Raw genomic sequence first — 22,658 nt, forward strand, 5'->3', positions numbered from 1 at the left:
ATCATAATAAGTCTCTACCGATACCCATGTCTAGATATCGGTAGTAGAGTATCATTAATTAGCAGAATCTTCAGAAGAAGTTTCTGTTGCTTCCTGCTGATTAGCTTGAGCTTCTTTCATGCTTAAGCGAATACGGCCTTGACGGTCAATTTCCAGTACTTTTACTGGAACTTCTTGACCCATTTCCAAGTAGTCACTCACCTTCTCAACGCGTTTGTCTGCAATTTGAGAAATATGAACCAGACCTTCTTTGCCGCCACCGATAGCAACGAATGCACCGAAATCTACAATACGAGTTACTTTACCGTTGTAGATACGACCCACTTCAACTTCTGCAGTGATCTCTTCGATACGTGCGATAGCTTGTTTTGCTTGATCGCCACTTGTTGCAGCAATCTTCACAGTACCATCATCTTCGATTTCGATCGTTGTGCCCGTTTCTTCCGTTAATGCACGGATAACTGAACCGCCTTTACCGATAACGTCTTTGATCTTGTCTGGATTAATTTTGATAGTATGAATGCGTGGTGCGAATTCAGAAATATCAGCACGAGGTTTGCTAATTGCATCTTCCATTACGCCTAAAATATGTAGACGTGCGCTTTTCGCTTGGTTTAATGCGACCTGCATGATTTCGCGAGTGATACCTTCAATTTTGATATCCATCTGTAATGCGCTGACACCGTTACGGCTACCCGCAACTTTAAAGTCCATATCACCTAAATGGTCTTCATCACCCAGAATATCGGAAAGAACAACAAAGTTGTCGCCTTCTTTAACTAGACCCATTGCAATACCTGCAACAGATTCTTTAATTGGTACACCTGCATCCATCAGTGCTAAAGAAGCACCACATACAGATGCCATTGAAGAGGAACCATTTGATTCAGTAATTTCAGAAACCACACGAACAGTATATGGGAATTCTTCAATTGTTGGCATTACAGCTAACACACCACGTTTTGCTAAACGGCCATGGCCGATTTCACGACGTTTTGGTGAACCCATCATGCCTGTTTCACCAACAGAGTATGGAGGGAAGTTATAATGCAGTAAGAATGTATCAGTGTGCTCACCCATGATGTCATCAATAGTTTGAGCATCACGTGCAGTACCTAATGTTGCCGTTACCAGAGCCTGAGTTTCACCACGAGTAAACAGTGCTGAACCGTGGGTACGTGGTAATAAACCCGTGCGAATATCTAATGCACGTACCATGTCTTTTTCACGACCATCAATACGTGGTTCGCCAGCTAATACGCGAGCACGAACGATGTTTTTCTCAAGACCTGAGAAGATTTCGCTAATTTCAGCTTCATCTAAAGTTTCATCTTCAGCGAGTAATGTCGCGATAACTTCATCACGGATAGCTTCGATTTGCTCATAACGTTCTTGTTTTTCAGTGATACGGTAAGCATCACCAATACGAGCTTGTGCTAATTGTGCAATACGGTCATGTAAAGTTTGGTTGATAGCTTCTGGCGCCCAATCCCATTTCTCTTTACCCACTTCTGCAACTAATGCATTGATGTTTTCGATCACAACTTGTTGTTGATCATGACCAAATACGACTGCACCTAACATTTCTTCTTCTGATAATAAATCAGCTTCTGATTCTACCATCAGTACCGCGCCTGCTGTACCGGCAACCACTAAGTCTAATTTACTAACTTTTAGCTCATCAACAGTTGGGTTTAGAACATATTGCCCATCGATAAAACCAACACGAGCACCACCAATAGGACCATTGAATGGAACACCTGACAGCGCTAATACCGCAGAAGCACCAATCATTGCAACGATATCTGGGTTAACTTGTGGATTAACTGAAACAACGGTAGCAACGATTTGAATTTCGTTTAAGAAACCTTCTGGGAATAATGGGCGTAAAGGGCGGTCAATTAAACGTGCAATTAACGTTTCGCCTTCACCAGGACGACCTTCACGACGGAAGAAGCTACCAGGAATACGACCAGCAGCGTATGAACGCTCTTGGTAGTTAACCGTTAATGGGAAGAAATCTTGTCCAGCTTTAACTTTTTTCTTTGCAACAACAGTAACAAAAACAGCAGTGCCGTCCATGTCAACCATAACAGCAGCTGTTGCTTGACGAGCCATCATACCTGTTTCTAATGAAACAGTATGTTGACCGTATTGAAATTTACGAACTGTAGGATTCAGCAAAATAATATCCTTTATCTTATTGTCGCCAGATGTTTAGCGACGATGAATGATCTTTTCTCCGCTACGTCCCCTCGCGACTAATGAAAATATTAACCACTTAATGATAAACACTTTCATTAGCCGCGCGAATTGTCGTAACTAGAGAGACTAAATAACAATCACCACATTAAAACATAACGACTAATATTAAAAATAGCACTTTCTAGTAGAAAAGGGGCCAACAGGCCCCTTTCCACTGAAACTCTCTTGATTAGCGACGCAGACCTAAACGTTCAATCAGTGCAGAGTAACGAGCAACATCTTTACGTTTCAGGTAGTCCAGCAGATTACGACGGCTGGAAACTTTACGCAACAGACCACGACGGCTGTGGTGATCTTTTTTGTGCTCTGAAAAGTGACCTTGCAGGTGGTTGATTTCTGCAGTCAGCAGTGCAATCTGAACTTCGCTTGAGCCAGTATCGTTAGCATCACGACCAAATTCAGCAACGATTTTTGCTTTCGCTTCAGTACTTAGAGACATAATAAACTCCAAATTAAGTAAAATTTTCAGATAGCCAATCTCTAATTCAGCTATCCAACTCAGCCACCTAAACAGATAGCCGCATTATTCTACGCTCCAAACACTTTTAGCGCAAGATTGCTATTAAGTGTTATCTTGTGCGCTATAGTCTACAACGACTCTTTTTGGTGCAACTAAGCCATCTTTAATGATAGCAAGGCCAATGAATTTTTTTTCATCACCTTCAGTTACTCTCACCCATTCGCCTTCATTGATATCATGATTAACGCGAACAGGCTGTCCTAACTTGAGATAACCCGCAATAATCGTGGTCAGATTCACAGCAGGAAAATGTGCAACAGCGGTATCCATAGGCAATAACAGAGCATCAAGTGCCGCGAAAGGATCTTCTTGTGCAGTTTGTGCATTTTCTTTCATCGCGCTTAATTGCTCTAACGTTACCATTCGTTCTTTAGGATAATCGGCAACTTCTAGTCGACGTAAGAAAATAACGTGAGCACCACATTGTAATTTCTCACCAAGATCATCAATAATTGTTCGAATATAAGTACCTTTGGAACAATGAATTTCCAGCTCTAATTCATCACCTTCCCAGCGAATAAACTGAAGTTCATAAACGGTAATCGGTCTTGCTTCTCGCTCAACTTCTATGCCTTGTCGAGCATATTCATAAAGCGGTTTACCTTGATGTTTTAAGGCAGAGTACATTGAAGGAACTTGCAATGTTTCACCACGAAAACTATCCAAGGCATCATCTAAAACTTGCTGTGTAAATTGCACAGGGCGCTCTTGAATAATCTCGCCATGTGCATCAGAGGTGTCGGTTCGTTGCCCTAAACGGGCAATAACACGATAACGTTTATCCGAATCCAATAGAAACTGTGAAAATTTCGTTGCTTCACCTAAACAAATAGGAAGCATACCTGTTGCTAAAGGATCCAATGCCCCCGTATGCCCTGCCTTACTGGCATTAAACATACGGCGGACTTTTTGAAGTGCATCGTTAGAAGAAATATCTTGGGGTTTATCGAGTAGCAATACGCCGTTAATCTCGCGCCCCTTACGACGACGCCCCATTATTTGTCCTCTTTATGACGGCGCTCTTCATCGCTTTTAACGACGTTAGAAACTAAGTTAGACATACGCATACCTTCAACTAATGAGTTGTCATAAGCAAATGTCAGTTCAGGCACAATTCGTAAACGCATTGCTTTGCCTAATAAAGAACGAATAAAACCAGCGGCTTCATTAAGTGCGGTTAAACCCTCTGCAACCATTTCTTCTTCGCTTTTTTCACCACCAGATAAGTTTAAAAAGGTGACGAATACTTTGGCATAAGCCAAATCACGAGAAATTTCAACGCCAGACACAGTGGCCATTCCAATGCGTGGATCTTTGACTTCACGTTGTAGAATGATGGCGATTTCTTTTTGCATTTCCTGAGAAACACGCTGACTACGGCTAAAATCTCTTGCCATTTTATCTCTCCCTGACAATAGGGTATCGCCCTGATTGTCATTATTAATTCAAATCTAAAATTAATGATATCTAAAGAGTATACATGAAGTGGTATTTAACAACCGCTTTCTCTGATTTCTTTCTTTAGAAATAAAATGTTTCTTTGGTGCTATTTTACCCTGTTATTTCACTTTCATAAATTACTGAAAGGCTGTCTATTTCGGTTATATTGAAAATTGGAGAGGAAATAAGCGAAGAATACAACAAAGAAAGGAATAAGAAGGGAGCCCTTAAGCTCCCTTTTAAAACAAGACGTACTAAATTAATCAATAGAACGTTTGATTTCGATAACTTGGAAGACTTCAATCATGTCGCCGACACGGACATCGTTGTAGTTTTTCACACCGATACCACATTCCATGCCATTACGCACTTCGTTGACGTCATCTTTAAAGCGACGTAATGACTCGAGTTCGCCTTCATAGATAACCACGTTATCACGTAGAACACGAATTGGGTTATTACGTTTGATGTTACCTTCAACCACCATACAGCCCGCAATCGCGCCGAATTTAGGTGATTTAAACACATCACGGACTTCTGCAAGACCCATGATTTCTTGTTTATATTCAGGTGCCAACATACCGCTCATTGCCAGTTTGATTTCATCAATCAGGCTATAGATGACGGAGTAGTAACGTAAATCAACGCTTTCTTGTTCAATGATACGGCGAGCAGATGCATCAGCACGAACGTTGAAACCAAGAATGATTGCGTTAGAAGCGGCCGCTAATGTTGCGTCAGTTTCGGTGATACCACCTACGCCCGAACCGATGATTTTCAGTTTAACTTCATTAGTAGACAGTTTAACTAATGCATCAGTAATCGCTTCACAAGTACCTTGAACGTCTGTTTTCAGAACGATGTTCAGTTCAGAAGTTTTACCTTCTTCCATGTTAGCAAACATGTTTTCCAGTTTAGATTTCTGCTGACGAGCCAGTTTAACATCGCGGAATTTACCTTGACGGTATAATGCAACTTCACGCGCTTTCTTCTCGTCACGAACAACCGTTGCTTCATCACCCGCAGAAGGAACATTAGACAGACCTAAAATCTCAACAGGCATTGATGGGCCAGCAGATTGAACGTCTTTACCTAATTCGTTACGCATTGCACGAATACGACCGTATTCGAAACCACACAGAACGATGTCACCTTTATTCAGTGTACCTTCACGGACAAGAATTGTTGCAACTGGGCCACGACCTTTATCAAGGTAAGATTCGATAACAACACCGCTTGCCATACCTTCTTTAACTGCTTTCAGTTCGAGAACTTCAGCTTGTAAAAGAATAGCATCCAGCAGTTCGTCAATCCCTAAACCTTGTTTTGCAGATACATGGATAAACTGAGTTTCGCCACCCCAATCTTCTGGCAGAATGCCATATTGAGACAGTTCAGTTTTAACGCGATCTGGATCAGCTTCGTGTTTATCAATTTTGTTCGCTGCAACAACAACAGGTACATTTGCTGCTTTTGCGTGTTGAATTGCTTCGATAGTTTGTGGCATGACACCATCATCTGCCGCAACAACCAGAACAACGATATCCGTAACCTGAGCACCACGAGCACGCATTGAAGTAAACGCGGCGTGACCTGGAGTATCTAGGAAGGTGATTTCACCTTTGTCAGTTTTAACGTGATAAGCACCGATATGCTGGGTGATACCACCCGCTTCGCCTGATGCTACTTTCGTTGAACGAATGTAGTCCAGTAATGATGTTTTACCATGGTCAACGTGACCCATAATAGTCACAACTGGAGCGCGAGATACTGCACTTTCTTCGCCAGTATCACGATCGCTCATAACTTGTTCTTCTAACTCGTTTTCACGACGTAAGATAACTTTATGACCCATTTCTTCAGCAACAAGCTGTGCAGTTTCTTGGTCTAAAACCTGATTAATGGTCGCCATCGCACCCATTTTCATCATAGTTTTGATAACTTCAGACCCTTTCACTGCCATTTTGTTAGCTAGTTCAGCAACAGAAATAGTCTCACCGATAATAACATCACGGTTTACAACAGCTGCTGGCTTATTGAAGCTTTGCTGTAATGAACTACCTTTACGTTTACCTTTCTTGTTAGTACGACCAGCAGCACGTGCTTCTTCACGATCTGCTTTTTCAGAATGGCGGTTGTTCTTCTTAGGACGAGGAGCCTTAGCATTGCGACCACGACCGCGGCCACCTTCAACTTCAGCATCACTTTCATCTTCTGCATCACGAGCATAACGTGATGTTGTTACATGATAGTCTGAGCCTTCAGTTTCTGGTGCTTTAGGTTCAGCAGTCCATTTTTCAGCATTTTCTTCAGCTAAACGACGTGCTTTTTCTGCTGCTATACGTGCTTCTTCTTCCGCTTTACGGCGCTGTGCTTCTTCCGTTTTACGCTTCAGTTCAGCCTGTTCAGCATTGCGACGTGCTTTTTCCTGATCTGCTGCTTTATCAGCTTTTGGTTTATCGTTTTGTTTCACTTTATCTTTTTCCGCTGCTTCGCGCTTAGCTAATTCCGCTGCTTCACGTTTTGCTTCTTCAGCTTTACGTTTCGCTTTTTCTTCGGCGTCTTTCTTTGCCTTTTCAGCTTCACGTTTTGCTTTTTCTTCAGCTTCGCGCTGTGCTTTCTCTTGTGCTTCGCGCTGGGCTTTTTCTTCGGCTTCGCGATGCGCCTTTTCTTCCGCTTCACGCTGAGCTTGCTCATCCGCTTGCGCTTTTTCAATGGCGTCACGGTTCACATAAGTGCGTTTTTTGCGGACTTCGATGGCTACTGATTTACTTTTGCCACCTGTACCAGGAACACTTAACGTACTACGCACTTTGCGTTGTAACGTTAACTTTTCTGGTTGGTTGGTTGATACGTCTTTATCACGATTCAACCAAGCCAGTAAGGTTTCTTTCTCTTTTTGGGAGACGGAATCAGAGACGGTCTTCTTAATACCGGCATCAGCAAACTGCTGTACCAAACGTTCAACCGGTGTCTGAATCTCTTCTGCCAGTGATTTTACTGTTTCATCTGTCATTCTGTTCCTTCCTGCTCAGTTGTTACGCATCATTCCCAAACCAGCAGATATTACGTGCGGCCATAATGAGTTCGCCTGCGCGCTCACTATTTAAACCTTCAATATCAGTTAGGTCATCGATACCCTGTTCGGCAAGATCTTCCAGTGTGCAGATACCACGGGCAGCTAGATCAAATGCTAAAGAGCGCTCCAAGCCTTCGAGAGCTAATAAGTCCTCAGCTGGCTGGTTATCGCCTAGGCTTTCTTTTTGAGCCAACTCAATCGTTGTTAGTGCAGCTTTTGCTCTTTCACGTAGAGCTTCAACGGTGTCTTCATCTAATCCGTCAATAGCCAGCAGTTCACTGATTGGCACATAAACTAACTCTTCAAGGGTAGAGAAACCTTCTTCAACTAAAACAGTTGCGAAGTCTTCATCAATGTCGAGATGCTTAGTAAATATTTCAATGGCTGCGTTTGCTTCTGCCTGATGTTTTGCATTCAGTTCATCAGCAGTCATGACGTTTAATTCCCACTTGTCATCACCACGATGTTTTTTCAGTAACTGTGCTGCCAGACGAACGTTTTGACCATTACGGCCGATTGCCTGTGCAAGGTTACTGCTTTCGACTGCAACATCCATTGTGCATTTGTCTTCATCGACAACAATAGAAGCAACATCTGCCGGAGCCATTGCATTAATGACGAATTGTGCAGGATTATCATCCCACAAAACAATATCAATTCGCTCGCCGCCCAATTCACTGGAAACGGCTTGTACACGTGCACCACGCATACCAACACAAGCACCCACGGGGTCAATACGCTTGTCGTTAGTTTTTACTGCGATTTTGGCACGAGAACCTGGATCACGCGCTGCAGCTTTAATTTCAATGATTTCTTCGCCAATCTCTGGTACTTCAATACGGAAAAGTTCAACCAGCATTTCAGGGCGAGAGCGTGTCACGAAAAGTTGTGCACCACGAGTTTCTGTACGTACGTCGTATAAAACACCACGTAAACGGTCACCTGGACGGAAGTTTTCACGCGGTAACATATCTTCGCGTAAAATAACCGCTTCGGCGTTATTACCTAAATCTAAAGTGATATTTTCACGGTTCACTTTCTTCACAACACCCGTGATAATTTCGCCTAATTGTTCGCGGAATTGATCAACAACCATTGCTCTTTCAGCTTCACGTACTTTTTGTACGATAACTTGTTTAGCAGTTTGTGTTGTAATACGGTCGAAAGTAACAGATTCAATCTGATCTTCAATATAACCACCTAGTTCAATACTAGGATCTTCATATTGAGCAGCTTCAAGTGTGATTTCACGAGTTGGTTGAGTCACTTCATCAACAGCAACCCAACGACGGAATGTATCAAAGTCACCGGTTTTACGGTCGATACAAACGCGAACGTCAATTTCTTGCTCGTATTTTTTCTTAGTTGCTGTCGCTAGTGCGGTTTCCAGTGCTTCAAAAATCTTTTCACGAGGAAGAGATTTTTCGTTAGAGACCGCTTCCACAACAGCCAGAATCTCTTTGTTCATCCTAGTTGCCTCTTCAAAACTTAAAAGTGGGGTACCAGGTTAGCTTTCTGGATGTTGCTCAGTGCGAACACTTCGTCTTTACCATCCACAGTAACCGTGATCATTTCGCCAGCGACAGACTTAATAATGCCCTGCCATTTACGGCGGTTTTGCATTGCAATTCGTAATACAATAGCGGCTTCTTCACCGATAAATTGTTCATAATGCGTTGCAGTGAATAAAGGTCGTTCTAAACCAGGAGAGGAAATCTCAAGGTTATAAACTGTTTGAATTGGATCTTCAACATCCAGCACAGCACTGACCTGGTGGCTAACATCAGCACAATCATCAACAGTGATACCGTCTTCACTATCAATATAGATGCGCAATGTTGATTCTCGGCCACGAATAAACTCAAGACCGACAAATTCAAAGCCTAATGCTTCTACTGGTGCTGAAACCATCGCTGTTAATTTTTGCTCTAATGTGGACAAACCCACCCCCAAGGCATAAAAAAAGGGCCTATAGCCCAGTATTCTATTCTCTGATAACAAAAAACCCCGAAATTCGGGGCTTTATGCAACTGGACCCTGTAACTTGCCATTCGAGAATAACCTCTTCTTACGGCACATTCCACTCAGGATCATAATCGGTTCAACAAGATGATTAATGAGAAAAGTGCTGTATTGTTAGAAGTGGTTGCGGGGGCCGGATTTGAACCGACGACCTTCGGGTTATGAGCCCGACGAGCTACCAAGCTGCTCCACCCCGCGTTCGAAAAACGTGGCAAATTTTACGCTGATAACAAGCAAAACGCAAGCTATCTGGAATAATGGTGCCGAGAACGGGACTTGAACCCGTACGCCCGTTTTATAGGCACTACCACCTCAAGGTAGCGTGTATACCAATTTCACCACCTCGGCACTTAATGAGACTGTCACTGCGTAAATATTAACAATCTCATTTAAATCTTTACTTAGTTTACTGCGGAATATCTGTATTTGCTGGCGCTACAGGCGCTGCTAACTGCTCAGCTTTTTTAGCTTCTTCTGTAGTCTGCTCGATAGACATCCATTTGCTGTCTTCACGCACAGTTTTATTGGCACTTAGATTACCTAAAATAAGGGCAAGTACAATAAAAGCTGTCGCTAAAACAGCGGTCATACGGGTCATAAAATTAGCTGAACCGCTTGAACCAAATACTGTACCGGAAGCACCTGCACCAAAAGAAGCGCCCATATCAGCACCTTTACCCTGCTGTAACAGGATCAGACCAACTAGCCCTGTTGCTACAATGATAAGAATAACAATGAGTGCCGTATACATTTGCGTTACCTTTTCTATGGAACTTATCGACTTAACGATAACCTTCGATTGCTTCACCCGCTTTAGTTCAAGACCTTACTAAGCGGGTGTGAATACTAACCAAAGCTGAACTGACAAGCAAGGTTATTTTACTACAAAGTGATTGATTGAAGAAAAAATCATCAATTAACCAACGTGCTTCACTGCGTCAGCAATACGATTTGCCATCGCAGTCACTTGCTCTTCATTTTCACCTTCAACCATGACACGAATTAAAGGTTCTGTACCTGATTTACGCAATAATACACGACCTTTACCAGCCAGTTCGTCTTCAACTGCTTTAGCGACTTTCTGAACTTCTGCTGTTTGTAGCGGATCATGGCTACCCGTAAAGCGAACATTCACTAAAACTTGTGGTAATAGTTTCATACCACTACATAGATCATGCAGACTCATATGGTTACGCACCATTGCACTTAAAACTTGTAAACCTGCAACAATACCGTCACCTGTAGTCGTTTTATCTAATAAAATAATGTGGCCTGAATTTTCAGCACCTAAACGCCAACCTTTCTCTTGTAATTTTTCAAGCACATAGCGGTCACCCACTTTTGCTCTGACAAAAGGAATACCCAGTTGTTTAAGTGCAATCTCTAATCCCATATTACTCATTAGAGTACCAACTGCACCACCACGTAATTGGCCTTGGCGTAACGCTTCTCTTGCAATAATGTAGAGAATTTGGTCACCATCAACTTTTAGACCTTGATGATCAACCATAATGATACGGTCACCATCACCATCAAAAGCTAAACCAACATCAGCGCCTTCTTCTAATACGCGTTTTTGCAACATACGAACATCTGTTGCGCCACACTCTTCGTTAATATTGATACCCGTTGGCTCACAACCAATAGTGATCACTTCAGCGCCTAATTCACGAAATACGTTTGGCGCAATATGGTATGTTGCACCATGAGCACAATCGACAACCACTTTTAAACCATTAAGGTTGTTTTCATTCGGAAAAGTCCCCTTACAGAATTCAATATAACGACCTGCCGCATCCACGATACGATTTGCACGACCAAGCTCGGCTGATTCAACACAAGTAATTGGCTTTTCCATTTCAGCTTCAATGGCTTCTTCTACTTCATCCGGTAATTTTGTGCCATCAATAGAGAAGAATTTGATCCCGTTATCGTAATAAGGGTTATGAGAGGCCGAAATGACAATCCCAGCTTCAGCGCGGAATGTACGCGTTAAATAAGCAACAGCAGGTGTTGGCATTGGCCCAGTAAATGAGGCTGATAAACCTGCAGCCGCTAAACCCGCTTCTAATGCTGACTCCAGCATATAGCCTGAAATACGAGTATCTTTACCAATAATGATTTTGCGAGAGCCATGACGTGCTAATACTTTACCCGCAGCCCAACCTAGTTTTAAGACAAAATCAGGTGTAATCGGACTATCACCTACTTTTCCACGGATACCATCTGTTCCAAAGTATTTACGTTCGCTCATTCATTATTTTCCTTTGCAGAAAGAGTCGCTTGTACGACTTTCATCGCATCAACAGTCTCTTTAACATCGTGTACACGAATAATTTGTGCGCCTTGCATCGCTGCAATAACTGCACAGGCCACACTACCAGCAACACGCTCTTGTGGTGGCACATTCAATAATTGTCCAACCATTGATTTGCGTGACATTCCGGCAAGTATAGGTAGGCCAAAGTGATGAAGTTCACTTAAGTGTGCTAATAATTGGTAATTATGCGCTAAATTTTTACCAAAGCCGAATCCTGGATCAAGAATAATTTGATTTTTTTCGATCCCAGCATCAACACAACGCTGAATATTTTCTTGTAAAAAACGATCGACATCCATCATCACATTCTCATAATGTGGTGATTGTTGCATAGTTTTAGGATTGCCCTGCATATGCATAATACACACTGGCAAACCTGTTTTAGCGGCTGCTTCAAGTGCTCCCGGCTCTCGTAAAGAGCGAATATCATTGATAATTGAAGCACCTACGTTTGCAGATTCAGTAATGACCTGAGCTTTGGATGTATCAACAGAGATCCAAATATCAAAACGCTGACGAATAGCCTCAACAACAGGAACAACACGCTGCAACTCTTCATCAATAGAGACATCACTTGCGCCAGGTCTAGTAGACTCACCACCAATATCGATGATAGTAGCCCCTTCAGCGATTAATTTTGCCGCATGATCAACTGCATCATTAAGTGAATTATGAGTGCCACCATCAGAAAAAGAGTCTGGAGTAACATTCAAAATCCCCATAACTTGAGGTGCTGATAAGTTAAGTTCTGTTCCTCTCGCCATTAATTTCATTTCATTGATACCTTCATAAAAAAACCCCAGAAGCCTGGGGTTTGTATTTATAGCTTACTCAATGTGCATAACCCGATAAGGATTAGTGAGTATTTTTATCAGAAGGTGTATCACTTTCTGACTCTGGCTTATCTTTTGGCTCACTCGCTACATGCGCTTGTGCTGGCTGGGCAGTAGTTGTACTACTATTGCCATTATTGCCTTCCCAACCCGCAGGTGGACGAACATCACGACGATTCATTAAATCATCAATTTGAGGCGCATCGATAGTTTCATAAGTCATCAGTGCATCTTTCATTGAGTGCAGAATATCAAGGTTGTCCATTAAGATCTGACGAGCACGAACATAGTTACGATCAACGATAGCTTTAATTTCTTCGTCAATTGTACGCGCTGTTTCATCAGACATATGCTGCGCTTTAGCAACAGAACGACCTAAGAACACTTCACCTTCTTCTTCTGCGTACAGCAATGGTCCTAATTTTTCAGAGAAGCCCCACTGTGTCACCATATTACGTGCAATATTAGTTGCCACTTTGATGTCATTAGAAGCACCCGTAGAAACATGCTCTGCTCCATAGATAATTTCTTCAGCTAAACGGCCACCGTAAAGTGTTGAAATTTGGCTCTCTAACTTCTGGCGACTCGCACTAATTTGATCGCCTTCTGGTAAGAAGAAAGTCACACCTAATGCACGTCCACGAGGAATAATCGTCACTTTATGCACAGGATCATGTTCAGGTACTAAACGTCCAATAATTGCGTGGCCAGCTTCATGATAAGCAGTTGATGCTTTTTGTTCTTCCGTCATCACCATTGAACGACGCTCTGCACCCATCATTATCTTATCTTTCGCTTTCTCAAACTCGACCATTGAGACAACACGTTTATTACCACGTGCAGCGAATAAAGCGGCTTCATTAACTAAGTTAGCTAAGTCAGCACCAGAGAAACCTGGCGTACCACGTGCTAAAATTGCTGGATCAACATCTGGTGATAAAGGCACGCGGCGCATATGGACTTTAAGGATTTGCTCACGTCCACGCACATCAGGTAAACCAACAACCACTTGGCGGTCAAAACGACCAGGACGAAGTAATGCTGGGTCTAACACATCAGGACGGTTAGTTGCCGCAATAACAATAATACCTTCATTACCTTCGAAGCCATCCATTTCAACGAGCATTTGGTTCAGTGTTTGTTCACGTTCATCATGACCACCACCTAAACCAGCACCACGTTGGCGACCAACCGCATCGATTTCATCGATAAAGATGATACAAGGTGCTGCTTTTTTAGCTTGTTCAAACATATCACGAACACGAGAAGCACCCACACCCACAAACATTTCAACAAAATCAGAACCTGAAATGGTAAAGAATGGAACTTTCGCTTCACCCGCGATGGCTTTTGCTAATAACGTTTTACCTGTACCAGGAGGCCCCACCATCAGAATACCTTTAGGGATTTTACCCCCTAACTTCTGGAAGCGACCCGGATCACGTAAATATTCAACTAATTCGCTTACTTCTTCTTTCGCTTCATCACAACCTGCAACATCAGCAAAAGTTGTTTTGATTTGGTCTTCTGTCAACATGCGCGCCTTGCTTTTCCCGAAAGACATCGCACCTTTACCGCCACCACCTTGCATTTGGCGCATAAAGAAAATCCAAAGACCAATAAGTAATAGCATTGGGAACCAAGACACAAAAATTTGAGTCAGAAGACTTTGGCCTTCAAGTGGTTCGCCCGTTACTTTTACATTACGGTTCATTAAAGTGGTCAGCAGGTTGTCATCACGCATAGGCATATACGTGCTGTACTTTGAGTTATCTGTTTTAGTTACATTAATATCATAACCACTTATGCTGACCTCGCGTAATTGGTTATTAGTTAACTCATTGATAAAGGTAGAGTAATCCACCTTACGACTATTCGAATCGCTGGGTCCGAAGCTCTGGAATAATGACATCAAAACGACTGCAATAACTAGCCAGAGGATCAGGTTTTTCGCCATGTCACTCAAGGGATTAACCTCATATTACAACTGTGTTAACAAATAGCTTTAGGGTACTAAAGTTTACGCCCTGTGGCTACAATATATACTTCACGAGAACGAGACCGCGAAGCGTCTGGTTTACGAACTTTCACTTTCGTAAACAGGGAGCGTATTTGCCCCAGGTACTCATCAAAGCCTTCTCCCTGAAACACCTTGACAATAAAACTTCCCCCGGGAGCCAGTACATCACGACACATATCAAGCGCTAACTCTACTAAATACATGGATCGAGGGATATCGACCGCGGGTGTACCGCTCATGTTTGGAGCCATGTCAGACATGACAACCTGGACTTTGTTTTCACCTACTCTATCAAGCAATGCCTTCAACACAAGTTCATCACGAAAATCGCCTTGAAGGAAATCGACTCCGACTATAGGATCCATAGGTAAAAGGTCACATGCGATGATTCGACCTTTGCTTCCTAACTTCTGTACAACATATTGAGACCACCCTCCTGGGGCTGCTCCTAAATCGACAACGGTCATACCTGGTTTAAAGATATTGTCACTTTGCTGAATTTCTTCAAGTTTAAACCAAGCACGAGAGCGAAACCCTTTTTTCTGTGCTTGCTGAACATATTTATCACTAAAATGTTCTTGTAACCAGCGGCTAGAGCTTGCCGAACGTTTTTTATTGGCCATTGCGTTTTCCAACTATCATACACTTAGCTATCAATATTTTTACTCTTTCACTCATTTAACCCCGTATTAACGACATTTTATGGTGATAAATGAGAGATGGCGTTAGAATAGATCGTTTTCAATCCCAACAAAGCAAAAATTAATGATGACTCTTAACAAAAAACAAATTCAACACCTGAAAGGGCTCGCTCATCACCTGAATCCAGTCGTTATGATTGGTAACAACGGGTTGACTGAAGGCGTTCTTGCAGAAATTGAACTCGCTCTGGCGCACCATGAGCTTATCAAAGTCAAAATCGCAGGCGAAGATCGAGATGTTAAAAACTTGATCGTGACTGCGATTGTACGCGAAAGCGGTGCACAGAATGTACAAGTTATCGGAAAAATTCTTGTTCTTTATCGTCCTTCAGAAGCACGCAAAATTATTTTACCGAAATAAAACTTGTATCTTTATATAAAAATGCCATAACTAACTCTATGGCAAAAAAGGCCTTTTAAGGCCTTTTTTATATTACCACAGGATGGCACTCTAGTTTTCTATAGAAACGTAAAATTATAAATTAAATATATTCTACGTTTAAAACTTCATACTCGACTTGTCCACCAGGTGTAGTAATAACAACGACATCATCTAACTCTTTTCCAATCAACCCACGCGCAATCGGTGAATTAACAGAAATTAAGTTTTCTTTAATGTTAGCTTCATCATCACCAACAATGCGGTAAGTTTGCTCTTCTTCATTTTCAACATTTAACAGTGTAACTGTTGAACCAAAAATAATACGGCCATTGTTATTCATCTTAGTAATATCAATAACTTGAGCATTTGATAATTTTGCTTCAATTTCTTGTATACGACCTTCACAGAAACCTTGTTGCTCTCTTGCAGCATGATATTCCGCGTTTTCTTTTAAGTCTCCATGTTCACGAGCTTCTGCAATAGCTGCAATAATCTCGGGACGACGAACATTTTTTAAATATTCCAGCTCTTCGCGTAATTTTTCTGCACCTAGAACTGTCATAGGGATCTGATTCATGTGTTAATACCTCAATACTATTCCTAATAAAAAATAGGTATCATCCTGATTTTTTATACTAACAACACAGAGAAAAGGCTCTATTTACTCTTCTCAAGACAAAAAAAGACACAGGCAACCTTAAATTGGGCCTGTCTCTACGTATATTCGGTGAATGAGGGGCGCTAATATATTCCCAACTCATGCTATTGGGACGTAAACTAAACCACCCATACTTAAAACTAAATCTAACACAACAGAAGCATTGCTTCACGCCTTATCTCTCTTTATGAAGAGATAAACAGACTTTTTCCGATAATGGGCTAATCCTGCTTGTTACCGTTTACTTTTGCCCTCATTGCCCATTAGTATTAGCCTCTGGCAATCAATACTGTAACGTTACACGTTATAGTCACAGATAGAGAAATTATGCGCTTACTATCAACATTTCGACGGATACTTTACACATTAAGTATCATCAGTTTTTCAACCCAAGCGATACCTGTTGAAAACTATATATCCCTTCTTCCTGAAGGAACACAAGTGGGTTTAATAACTCAACCCGTTGGCGCTGCTTCTCCTAATCTTAACTATCATGCCGATCAATTAGCACTTCCTGCAAGTACTCAGAAAGTAGTGACCGCACTTGCTGCATTACTTCAATTAGGGGGAGATTATCAATTCACCACAACAATGGAAACAGAAGGTAAAATAAAGGACAATCAGCTTAATGGTGATTTGATCTTTCGTTTTACAGGCGATCCTACATTAAGTCGCCAGCAATTAAGAGCAATGGTTGCTGTATTAAAGCAATCCGGCGTTACAAAAGTACAGGGTGATTTGCTTATTGATACCTCTGCTTTTTCAAGCCACGATAAAGCACCAGGTTGGGTTTGGAATGATCTAACTCAATGCTTTAGTGCCCCTCCTAGTGCCGCGATTGTAGATAAAAACTGCTTTTCCGTTTTATTGCAAAGTGGTAACAAAGAAGGTGATATTGCCACAATACGTAAAGCTTCGTTCTATCCTGTAACCGTTTTAAGTGAAGTTGAAACTTATGAAAAAGGATCAACTCATACCCGTTTTTGTGAATTAGACGTCACTGTTCGAGACTTAAATACTTATGTCATCACAGGTTGTATTCCTAAACGTGACGATGCTGTACCTTTAATGTTTTCTATTCAAGATGGAGCTCATTGGGCCGGTACAATTTTAAAAGAAGAGTTACAGCGCGCCAATATTGAACTTGATGGCTATATCAAACGTCGATCTCAACTAAAAGCACCTGTTACTGTACTCGCACAGACGCAATCAAAACCGTTACATAACTTACTGACTACCATGCTAAAAGAGTCTGATAATATGATTGCAGACACCGTTTTTAGAACCATTGGTCGTGAGTATTATGGTGTTGCAGGGACTTGGCGATCTGGTGCAGAGGCAACCCGTGCTATTTTAAAACAAAAAGCCGGAATTGATTTAGGAAATACCGTTATGGTTGATGGCTCTGGTCTTTCTCGCCATAACCTCATTTCACCTGCAACCATGATGCAAGTCCTTCAATATATTGGACAGCATGAGAGTGATTTAAACTTTATCACGATGCTTCCCCTTTCAGGGCATGACGGTACATTACAATATCGAGGCGGTTTTCATGAAGCGGGTGTTGATGGCAAAGTTTCCGCCAAAACCGGTTCATTAAAAGGGGTTTACAATCTTGCGGGCTTTATGACCACGGCAAATGGGCAGAAAGTTGCGTTTGTACAGTACGTTTCAGCGTATTCACCTCCCACAAAGAATCGCAATGCTGGACGCGCTTATTTAGTGCGTTTTGAAACGAATCTGTATAAAGATATGTACAATAACCGTTAGATTTACACGAGATAAGCAACAGATACAAAAAACGCCTAATTAATCAGGCGTTTTTTATTTTAATCACAACCAGAATGATCCTTAACGTTGGTAGATAAATTCAATACCATCATCGTCTTCTTCATCCCAATCATCGTCATCATCTTCTTCGAAATCAGGATTTTCAAGCTGTTCTTTGTGATAATCATCCCACATAAAGTCAACTTTTCCTGACTCTGCATTTGTTGCAACAACATCTTGCTCACGCGGAGTAACATTCAGGAATTCCATGATATTCCAGCAAAGTTTTTTTACACCTTCTTGGTTGATGGCTGCTATCATATAATAGTTTTCATCCCAACCCAGTGCTTCAACAATTGCTTTTGCCTTCTCTTTTGCTTCTTCAGCATCAAGAAGATCAACTTTATTGAACACTAACCAACGTGGCTTCTGTGCTAATTTTTCGCTGTATTTCTCTAGTTCAGAGACAATAATTTTTGCATTCTCTACAGGATCTGATCCATCAATAGGATCAATATCGATCAAGTGTAATAACACACGGCAGCGTTCTAAGTGCTTTAAGAATTGGATCCCAAGACCTGCGCCATCAGCAGCGCCTTCGATTAATCCGGGAATATCTGCAACCACAAAGCTTTGGTGATTATCCATACGCACCACACCTAGGCTTGGTACTAACGTTGTAAATGGATAATCAGCAACTTTAGGCTTTGCTGCTGATACTGCACGAATAAATGTGGATTTACCCGCATTCGGCATACCTAACATACCTACATCGGCTAATAACATTAGCTCTAAGAGAACTTCTCGAGATTCACCCGGAGTACCCATAGTACGTTGGCGTGGAGCACGGTTAACCGAAGATTTAAAGCGAGTATTACCTAAACCATGAAAGCCACCTTTAGCAACCATTTGCTTTTGACCATGGACAGTCAAGTCAGCAATAATTTCATTGGTAGCTAAATCACGGACGCGTGTTCCAACAGGAACACTAATTGTAATGTCTTGACCACGCTTACCGGCGCAATCACGACTGTGACCATTTTCACCACGTTCTGCGCGATAAGATTTTGTAAAACGGTAATCAATTAAGGTGTTGAGGTTTTCGTCTGCAATCATGTAGACATCACCACCATCACCACCATCACCACCGTCTGGTCCCCCATTAGGGATATATTTTTCGCGACGAAAGCTCACACAGCCGTTACCACCATCGCCCGCGACGATTAGGATCTTGGCCTCATCAACAAATTTCATGATTTTACTCCGTATAGTAGCCATTAACGTGCTGGATGGCCGAAATTACCCAGAGATGGCCTTTTTTAAATATAAAAAGCCCCGCAACAGATTTGCAGGGCTTTTGACTCGGTGCTTAAAGGACCAGTAATTATTCAGCTTCGATGCTGATAAATTTACGGTTGTTTGGACCTTTAACTTCGAACTTAATTTTTCCGTCAGCTAATGCAAACAGGGTGTGGTCACGACCACAACCAACGTTAGTACCTGCATGGAACTTAGTACCACGTTGACGAACGATGATGCTACCTGCTAATACAGCTTCACCACCGAAACGTTTAACACCCAGACGTTTTGCTTCGGAATCACGACCGTTACGAGTCGAGCCGCCAGCCTTTTTATGTGCCATTGAACTACTCTCCTAAACCTTAAGCGATACCAGTGATTTTAACATCAGTAAACCACTGACGGTGGCCCTGTTGTTTACGGCTGTGTTTACGACGACGGAACTTAACAATCTTAACTTTATCGCCGCGACCGTGAGCAACCACTTCCGCTTTAACTTTAACGCCCGCAAGGATTGGAGCGCCAATTTGAATGTCATCGCCATTAGCGACCATCATTACAGTATCAAACTCGATTGTTTCGCCAGTAGCTACTTCCAGCTTCTCTAAACGAATAGTTTGACCTTCGCTGACTCGGTGTTGTTTACCACCACTTTGGAAAACCGCGTACATATAAACTCCGCTTTCCGCACACTCCCAATATGTATAATTTGAGTGCACAATTAAAATATTCACATAGGGCGCGAATTCTACGCAAATTTAGTGCCGATGACAAGTACAGATCGCAAACTAGCGTTAAAAAAAAGAGTTTTTTACACGATATTTATTTCAGCCATTTTTAAAGTACAATCTAAATTATAAGAGAGTAAAATCTATGGCATGATCATTTTTTATTAATAATAACGCGCTCATTGGCGAGCCAAAGTCGAAAAAACATGAATTTAGAATCTATTATAAAACTAACATCCGCTGATATGACTGCGGTAAATGAGGCAATCCTTTACCAGCTTAATTCAGATGTTTCTTTGATAAACCAACTTGGTTACTACATCATTAGTGGTGGTGGTAAAAGGATCCGACCAATGATCGCTGTGCTCACTGGACGAGCATTGGACTATCAAGGTGACAAACATATCTCGGTCGCCGCGCTGATCGAATTTATTCATACTGCAACATTGTTACATGATGATGTTGTTGATGAATCTGATATGCGCAGAGGAAAACAAACGGCAAATGCTGTCTTTGGCAATGCTGCTAGTGTACTTGTTGGCGACTTTATTTATACACGATCTTTTCAAATGATGACGGATCTTGATTCGATGCGTGTACTAAAATTAATGTCTAGCGCCACCAATGTGATCGCTGAAGGTGAAGTTTTACAGCTAATGAATTGTAACGATCCTGACATTTCTGAAGATGACTATATGCAAGTTATCTACAGCAAAACAGCTCGTCTTTTTGAAGCCGCTTCTCATGCATCAGCAATCCTTTCGGGTGCAACGCCTGAGCAAGAAAAAGCATTCCAAGATTATGGTCGTTATCTTGGGACTGCTTTTCAGCTCATTGACGATTTGCTTGATTATGATGCAGATAACAACCAGTTGGGTAAAAACACTGGTGATGATCTCGATGAAGGTAAACCAACGTTGCCATTGCTTCATGCTATGCATAATGGCAATGAAGAAGAATCCAAATTAATTCGCCAAGCCATTGAGCAAGGTAATGGCCGTCATTTATTGGATACTGTTTTAAATACTATGAAACAGTGTGGCTCTTTGGAATATACCCGTCAAAAAGCAGAAGAAGAAGCAGACAAAGCGATTGAAGCTTTATCAATTATACCTAACTCACCGTATAAAGATGCACTTATTGGGCTTGCTCACGTCGCTGTGCAACGTCAATCATAACATTAATGTAATAATGTAAAGAAGCCCGCTAGAGCGACTACATCGATTCTGGTGGGCTTTTTAATTTATTGAGAACTTCTTCGTTTTCTCGTTCGATAGCATCTTGATTATCCGCATCAATATAGCTAATAAGCTTTGCTAGCCCTTCGCGCAGTACGAATTTCACAATCTTTTCTCGTTCTGATTTAGTCAATTGATAATAGGCTTCAACCCAAATCAAAAAGGCATCCTGACGTTTAGATAAATACTCTGCTGGAGGTTCATGTGCAGCGAGCACACTAATCACCTCATCAGGCAGACTTTTTACGGAATACTCGACAGCTTTACCCTGCACGCCACGTTTACGACGGTTTTCCCATCCTTCACGACGCGCCATCAAGTTAACTCCCTGCGGGGAGTTAGGTAACCCCGCAAGCCCCACTAATTCTTTCGCTGTATACCATTCTTTTTTCATGATCTCATCTCACATTCAACTAAGAGGTTAGTCAGATAGATATCTGTTGCGGATAACGCAATAATAGATTCTTTAAAATCACCTAATCATTAACGAATTTTTCTAAAAAACTTCTAATACCATCCCGCAATATCAGCTCTGTTAATGTTTTTTGTTCACCATCATTTAGTTGTTGGAATGCTTTCACCCAGATAACGAGTGGCTCCTCTTTTTTATTTAGTTTGTAATGTGCTAATGGCTCATAAAGTTCTAGAGCAATTAATGTTTCTTCTGGTAAACAAGAATAATGATATTCAACACCATTACCTTGCTTATTTTTTACATTCTGTTTTTGCCAAGACTCGCGTCTCGCTTTTGAATTTACACCTTGTGGTGATTTAGGTAATCCACCTATACCCGTCAATTCCTTTGCCGTATACCACTCTTTTTTCATTATGTTTCTCTAAAATTGTTATCAACTTCAAAAAAGAAATTATTAAGAAAAAAATCAGAAATCTTTTTAGAAAAATAATGTTATTTTATTTTCTAAATAATCAGTTTAAATGCTTTAGGACATTTCTAATAAACTGTTATTTATACCACTAACACAGCAATCAATTTTATAGAAAAAGGATTAAAAATGATTTCAAGGAAATCTGATTGGCATCCTGCCGATATTATTGCCGCACTTAGAAAACGAGGAACAACACTTGCTGCCATCTCTCGCAAAGCTGGGTTAAGCTCTTCAACTCTTGCTAATGCACTGTCACGACCTTGGCCTAAAGGAGAGAAAATCATTGCAGATTATCTTGGTGTAGCTCCTAGTGAAATTTGGCCTAGCCGTTATTTCCATCCTGAAACAGGAGAATTACTTGAACGAAAGATTCGTATCAAAACTAATAATTAACTAATAATTACAGGCATTATAATTAATAAAAAAAACCGCTGATATAGTATCAGCGGTTTTTATTTAAATTTGCATTATTTTTATAGCAAAAATAAGTATTTCT

General features: G+C 41.4%; 22 protein-coding genes and 2 tRNA genes. 4 read left to right on the plus strand and 20 right to left on the minus strand.

Going from position 1 to position 22,658, the window contains the following annotated elements:
- Positions 1-54: 54 nt before the first annotated feature.
- The 14 genes from pnp to rlmE all read right to left on the minus strand — a co-directional run bounded on the left by pnp (position 55) and on the right by rlmE (position 15,122).
- Positions 55-2,184, minus strand: a complete 2,130-nt coding sequence (pnp, locus tag CUB63_RS09530) for a polyribonucleotide nucleotidyltransferase (protein WP_109847951.1) — start codon at positions 2,182-2,184, stop codon at positions 55-57.
- A gap of 250 nt (positions 2,185-2,434) precedes the next feature.
- Positions 2,435-2,704, minus strand: coding sequence for a 30S ribosomal protein S15 (rpsO, locus tag CUB63_RS09535; protein ID WP_072064551.1), 270 nt, complete (start codon positions 2,702-2,704; stop codon positions 2,435-2,437).
- 123 nt (positions 2,705-2,827) lie between these two features.
- Positions 2,828-3,781: a tRNA pseudouridine(55) synthase TruB gene (gene truB / locus CUB63_RS09540; protein WP_006535686.1), complete on the minus strand. Its 954-nt coding sequence runs from the start codon at positions 3,779-3,781 to the stop codon at positions 2,828-2,830.
- Complete coding sequence (gene rbfA / locus CUB63_RS09545) at positions 3,781-4,182, minus strand: 30S ribosome-binding factor RbfA (RefSeq protein ID WP_006535687.1); 402 nt, start codon at positions 4,180-4,182, stop codon at positions 3,781-3,783. Before rbfA ends, truB begins: the two co-directional genes overlap by 1 nt.
- 302 nt (positions 4,183-4,484) lie before the next feature.
- On the minus strand, positions 4,485-7,241 hold the full coding sequence (gene infB / locus CUB63_RS09550) for a translation initiation factor IF-2 (protein WP_109847952.1): 2,757 nt from the start codon (positions 7,239-7,241) through the stop codon (positions 4,485-4,487).
- A gap of 22 nt (positions 7,242-7,263) precedes the next feature.
- Positions 7,264-8,772 carry a transcription termination factor NusA gene (nusA, locus tag CUB63_RS09555; RefSeq protein ID WP_006535691.1) on the minus strand — a complete coding sequence of 503 codons (1,509 nt, stop codon included), beginning with the start codon at positions 8,770-8,772 and terminating at the stop codon, positions 7,264-7,266.
- Positions 8,773-8,792: 20 nt separating this feature from the next.
- A complete protein-coding gene (rimP, locus tag CUB63_RS09560) occupies positions 8,793-9,245 on the minus strand; it encodes a ribosome maturation factor RimP (RefSeq protein ID WP_036914691.1) in 453 nt (150 codons plus the stop codon).
- A 202-nt stretch (positions 9,246-9,447) separates the two neighbouring features.
- Positions 9,448-9,524: transfer RNA gene (locus CUB63_RS09565), tRNA-Met, on the minus strand.
- A 60-nt stretch (positions 9,525-9,584) separates the two neighbouring features.
- Positions 9,585-9,674: transfer RNA gene (locus CUB63_RS09570), tRNA-Leu, on the minus strand.
- 58 nt (positions 9,675-9,732) lie between these two features.
- Positions 9,733-10,077, minus strand: a complete 345-nt coding sequence (secG, locus tag CUB63_RS09575; protein ID WP_036914692.1) for a preprotein translocase subunit SecG — start codon at positions 10,075-10,077, stop codon at positions 9,733-9,735.
- Positions 10,078-10,242: 165 nt separating this feature from the next.
- Positions 10,243-11,580 (minus strand): phosphoglucosamine mutase, encoded by a 1,338-nt coding sequence (glmM, locus tag CUB63_RS09580; RefSeq protein ID WP_006535694.1) that lies wholly within the window; start codon positions 11,578-11,580, stop codon positions 10,243-10,245.
- Positions 11,577-12,419, minus strand: a complete 843-nt coding sequence (gene folP / locus CUB63_RS09585) for a dihydropteroate synthase (protein WP_006535695.1) — start codon at positions 12,417-12,419, stop codon at positions 11,577-11,579. The genes glmM and folP overlap by 4 nt, the downstream gene beginning before the upstream one ends.
- Positions 12,420-12,501: 82 nt before the next feature.
- A complete protein-coding gene (ftsH, locus tag CUB63_RS09590; RefSeq protein ID WP_072064556.1) occupies positions 12,502-14,445 on the minus strand; it encodes an ATP-dependent zinc metalloprotease FtsH in 1,944 nt (647 codons plus the stop codon).
- Positions 14,446-14,492: 47 nt separating this feature from the next.
- Positions 14,493-15,122, minus strand: a complete 630-nt coding sequence (gene rlmE / locus CUB63_RS09595) for a 23S rRNA (uridine(2552)-2'-O)-methyltransferase RlmE (protein WP_006535698.1) — start codon at positions 15,120-15,122, stop codon at positions 14,493-14,495.
- 145 nt (positions 15,123-15,267) lie between these two features.
- On the opposite strand from rlmE, the gene yhbY reads away from it, so the two are divergent.
- Positions 15,268-15,561 carry a ribosome assembly RNA-binding protein YhbY gene (gene yhbY / locus CUB63_RS09600; protein WP_109847979.1) on the plus strand — a complete coding sequence of 98 codons (294 nt, stop codon included), beginning with the start codon at positions 15,268-15,270 and terminating at the stop codon, positions 15,559-15,561.
- Positions 15,562-15,682: 121 nt separating this feature from the next.
- Here yhbY and greA read toward each other — a convergent pair whose 3' ends face one another.
- Positions 15,683-16,159, minus strand: a complete 477-nt coding sequence (gene greA, locus CUB63_RS09605) for a transcription elongation factor GreA (protein ID WP_006535701.1) — start codon at positions 16,157-16,159, stop codon at positions 15,683-15,685.
- Between the two features lie 408 nt (positions 16,160-16,567).
- Between greA and dacB the strand changes: the two genes are divergently transcribed.
- Positions 16,568-18,010 carry a serine-type D-Ala-D-Ala carboxypeptidase gene (gene dacB, locus CUB63_RS09610; RefSeq protein ID WP_109847953.1) on the plus strand — a complete coding sequence of 481 codons (1,443 nt, stop codon included), beginning with the start codon at positions 16,568-16,570 and terminating at the stop codon, positions 18,008-18,010.
- An 81-nt stretch (positions 18,011-18,091) separates the two neighbouring features.
- On the opposite strand, the gene cgtA is transcribed toward dacB, so the two are convergent.
- The 3 genes from cgtA to rplU form a co-directional block, all read right to left on the minus strand.
- A complete protein-coding gene (gene cgtA, locus CUB63_RS09615) occupies positions 18,092-19,264 on the minus strand; it encodes an Obg family GTPase CgtA (RefSeq protein WP_109847954.1) in 1,173 nt (390 codons plus the stop codon).
- A gap of 130 nt (positions 19,265-19,394) precedes the next feature.
- Positions 19,395-19,652, minus strand: a complete 258-nt coding sequence (gene rpmA / locus CUB63_RS09620) for a 50S ribosomal protein L27 (RefSeq protein WP_006535706.1) — start codon at positions 19,650-19,652, stop codon at positions 19,395-19,397.
- 19 nt (positions 19,653-19,671) lie between these two features.
- Entirely contained in the window at positions 19,672-19,980 is a 309-nt protein-coding gene (gene rplU / locus CUB63_RS09625) for a 50S ribosomal protein L21 (RefSeq protein ID WP_006535707.1), read from the minus strand.
- Positions 19,981-20,243: 263 nt separating this feature from the next.
- Here rplU and ispB point away from each other — a divergent pair, with 263 nt between their 5' ends.
- Positions 20,244-21,215, plus strand: coding sequence for an octaprenyl diphosphate synthase (gene ispB, locus CUB63_RS09630; protein ID WP_006535708.1), 972 nt, complete (start codon positions 20,244-20,246; stop codon positions 21,213-21,215).
- A gap of 37 nt (positions 21,216-21,252) precedes the next feature.
- Here the strand turns inward: ispB and CUB63_RS09635 are convergent, their stop codons facing one another.
- Both CUB63_RS09635 and CUB63_RS09640 read right to left on the minus strand, forming a co-directional pair.
- Positions 21,253-21,669: a DNA-binding protein gene (locus tag CUB63_RS09635; RefSeq protein ID WP_006535709.1), complete on the minus strand. Its 417-nt coding sequence runs from the start codon at positions 21,667-21,669 to the stop codon at positions 21,253-21,255.
- A gap of 82 nt (positions 21,670-21,751) precedes the next feature.
- Positions 21,752-22,102, minus strand: a complete 351-nt coding sequence (locus CUB63_RS09640; RefSeq protein WP_109399661.1) for a DNA-binding protein — start codon at positions 22,100-22,102, stop codon at positions 21,752-21,754.
- A 186-nt stretch (positions 22,103-22,288) separates the two neighbouring features.
- Here CUB63_RS09640 and CUB63_RS09645 point away from each other — a divergent pair, with 186 nt between their 5' ends.
- Positions 22,289-22,555: a helix-turn-helix domain-containing protein gene (locus CUB63_RS09645; protein ID WP_006535711.1), complete on the plus strand. Its 267-nt coding sequence runs from the start codon at positions 22,289-22,291 to the stop codon at positions 22,553-22,555.
- The last annotated feature ends 103 nt before the right edge of the window (positions 22,556-22,658 follow it).

The organism is Proteus penneri, from assembly GCF_003144535.1.
Lineage (GTDB): Bacteria > Pseudomonadota > Gammaproteobacteria > Enterobacterales > Enterobacteriaceae > Proteus > Proteus penneri.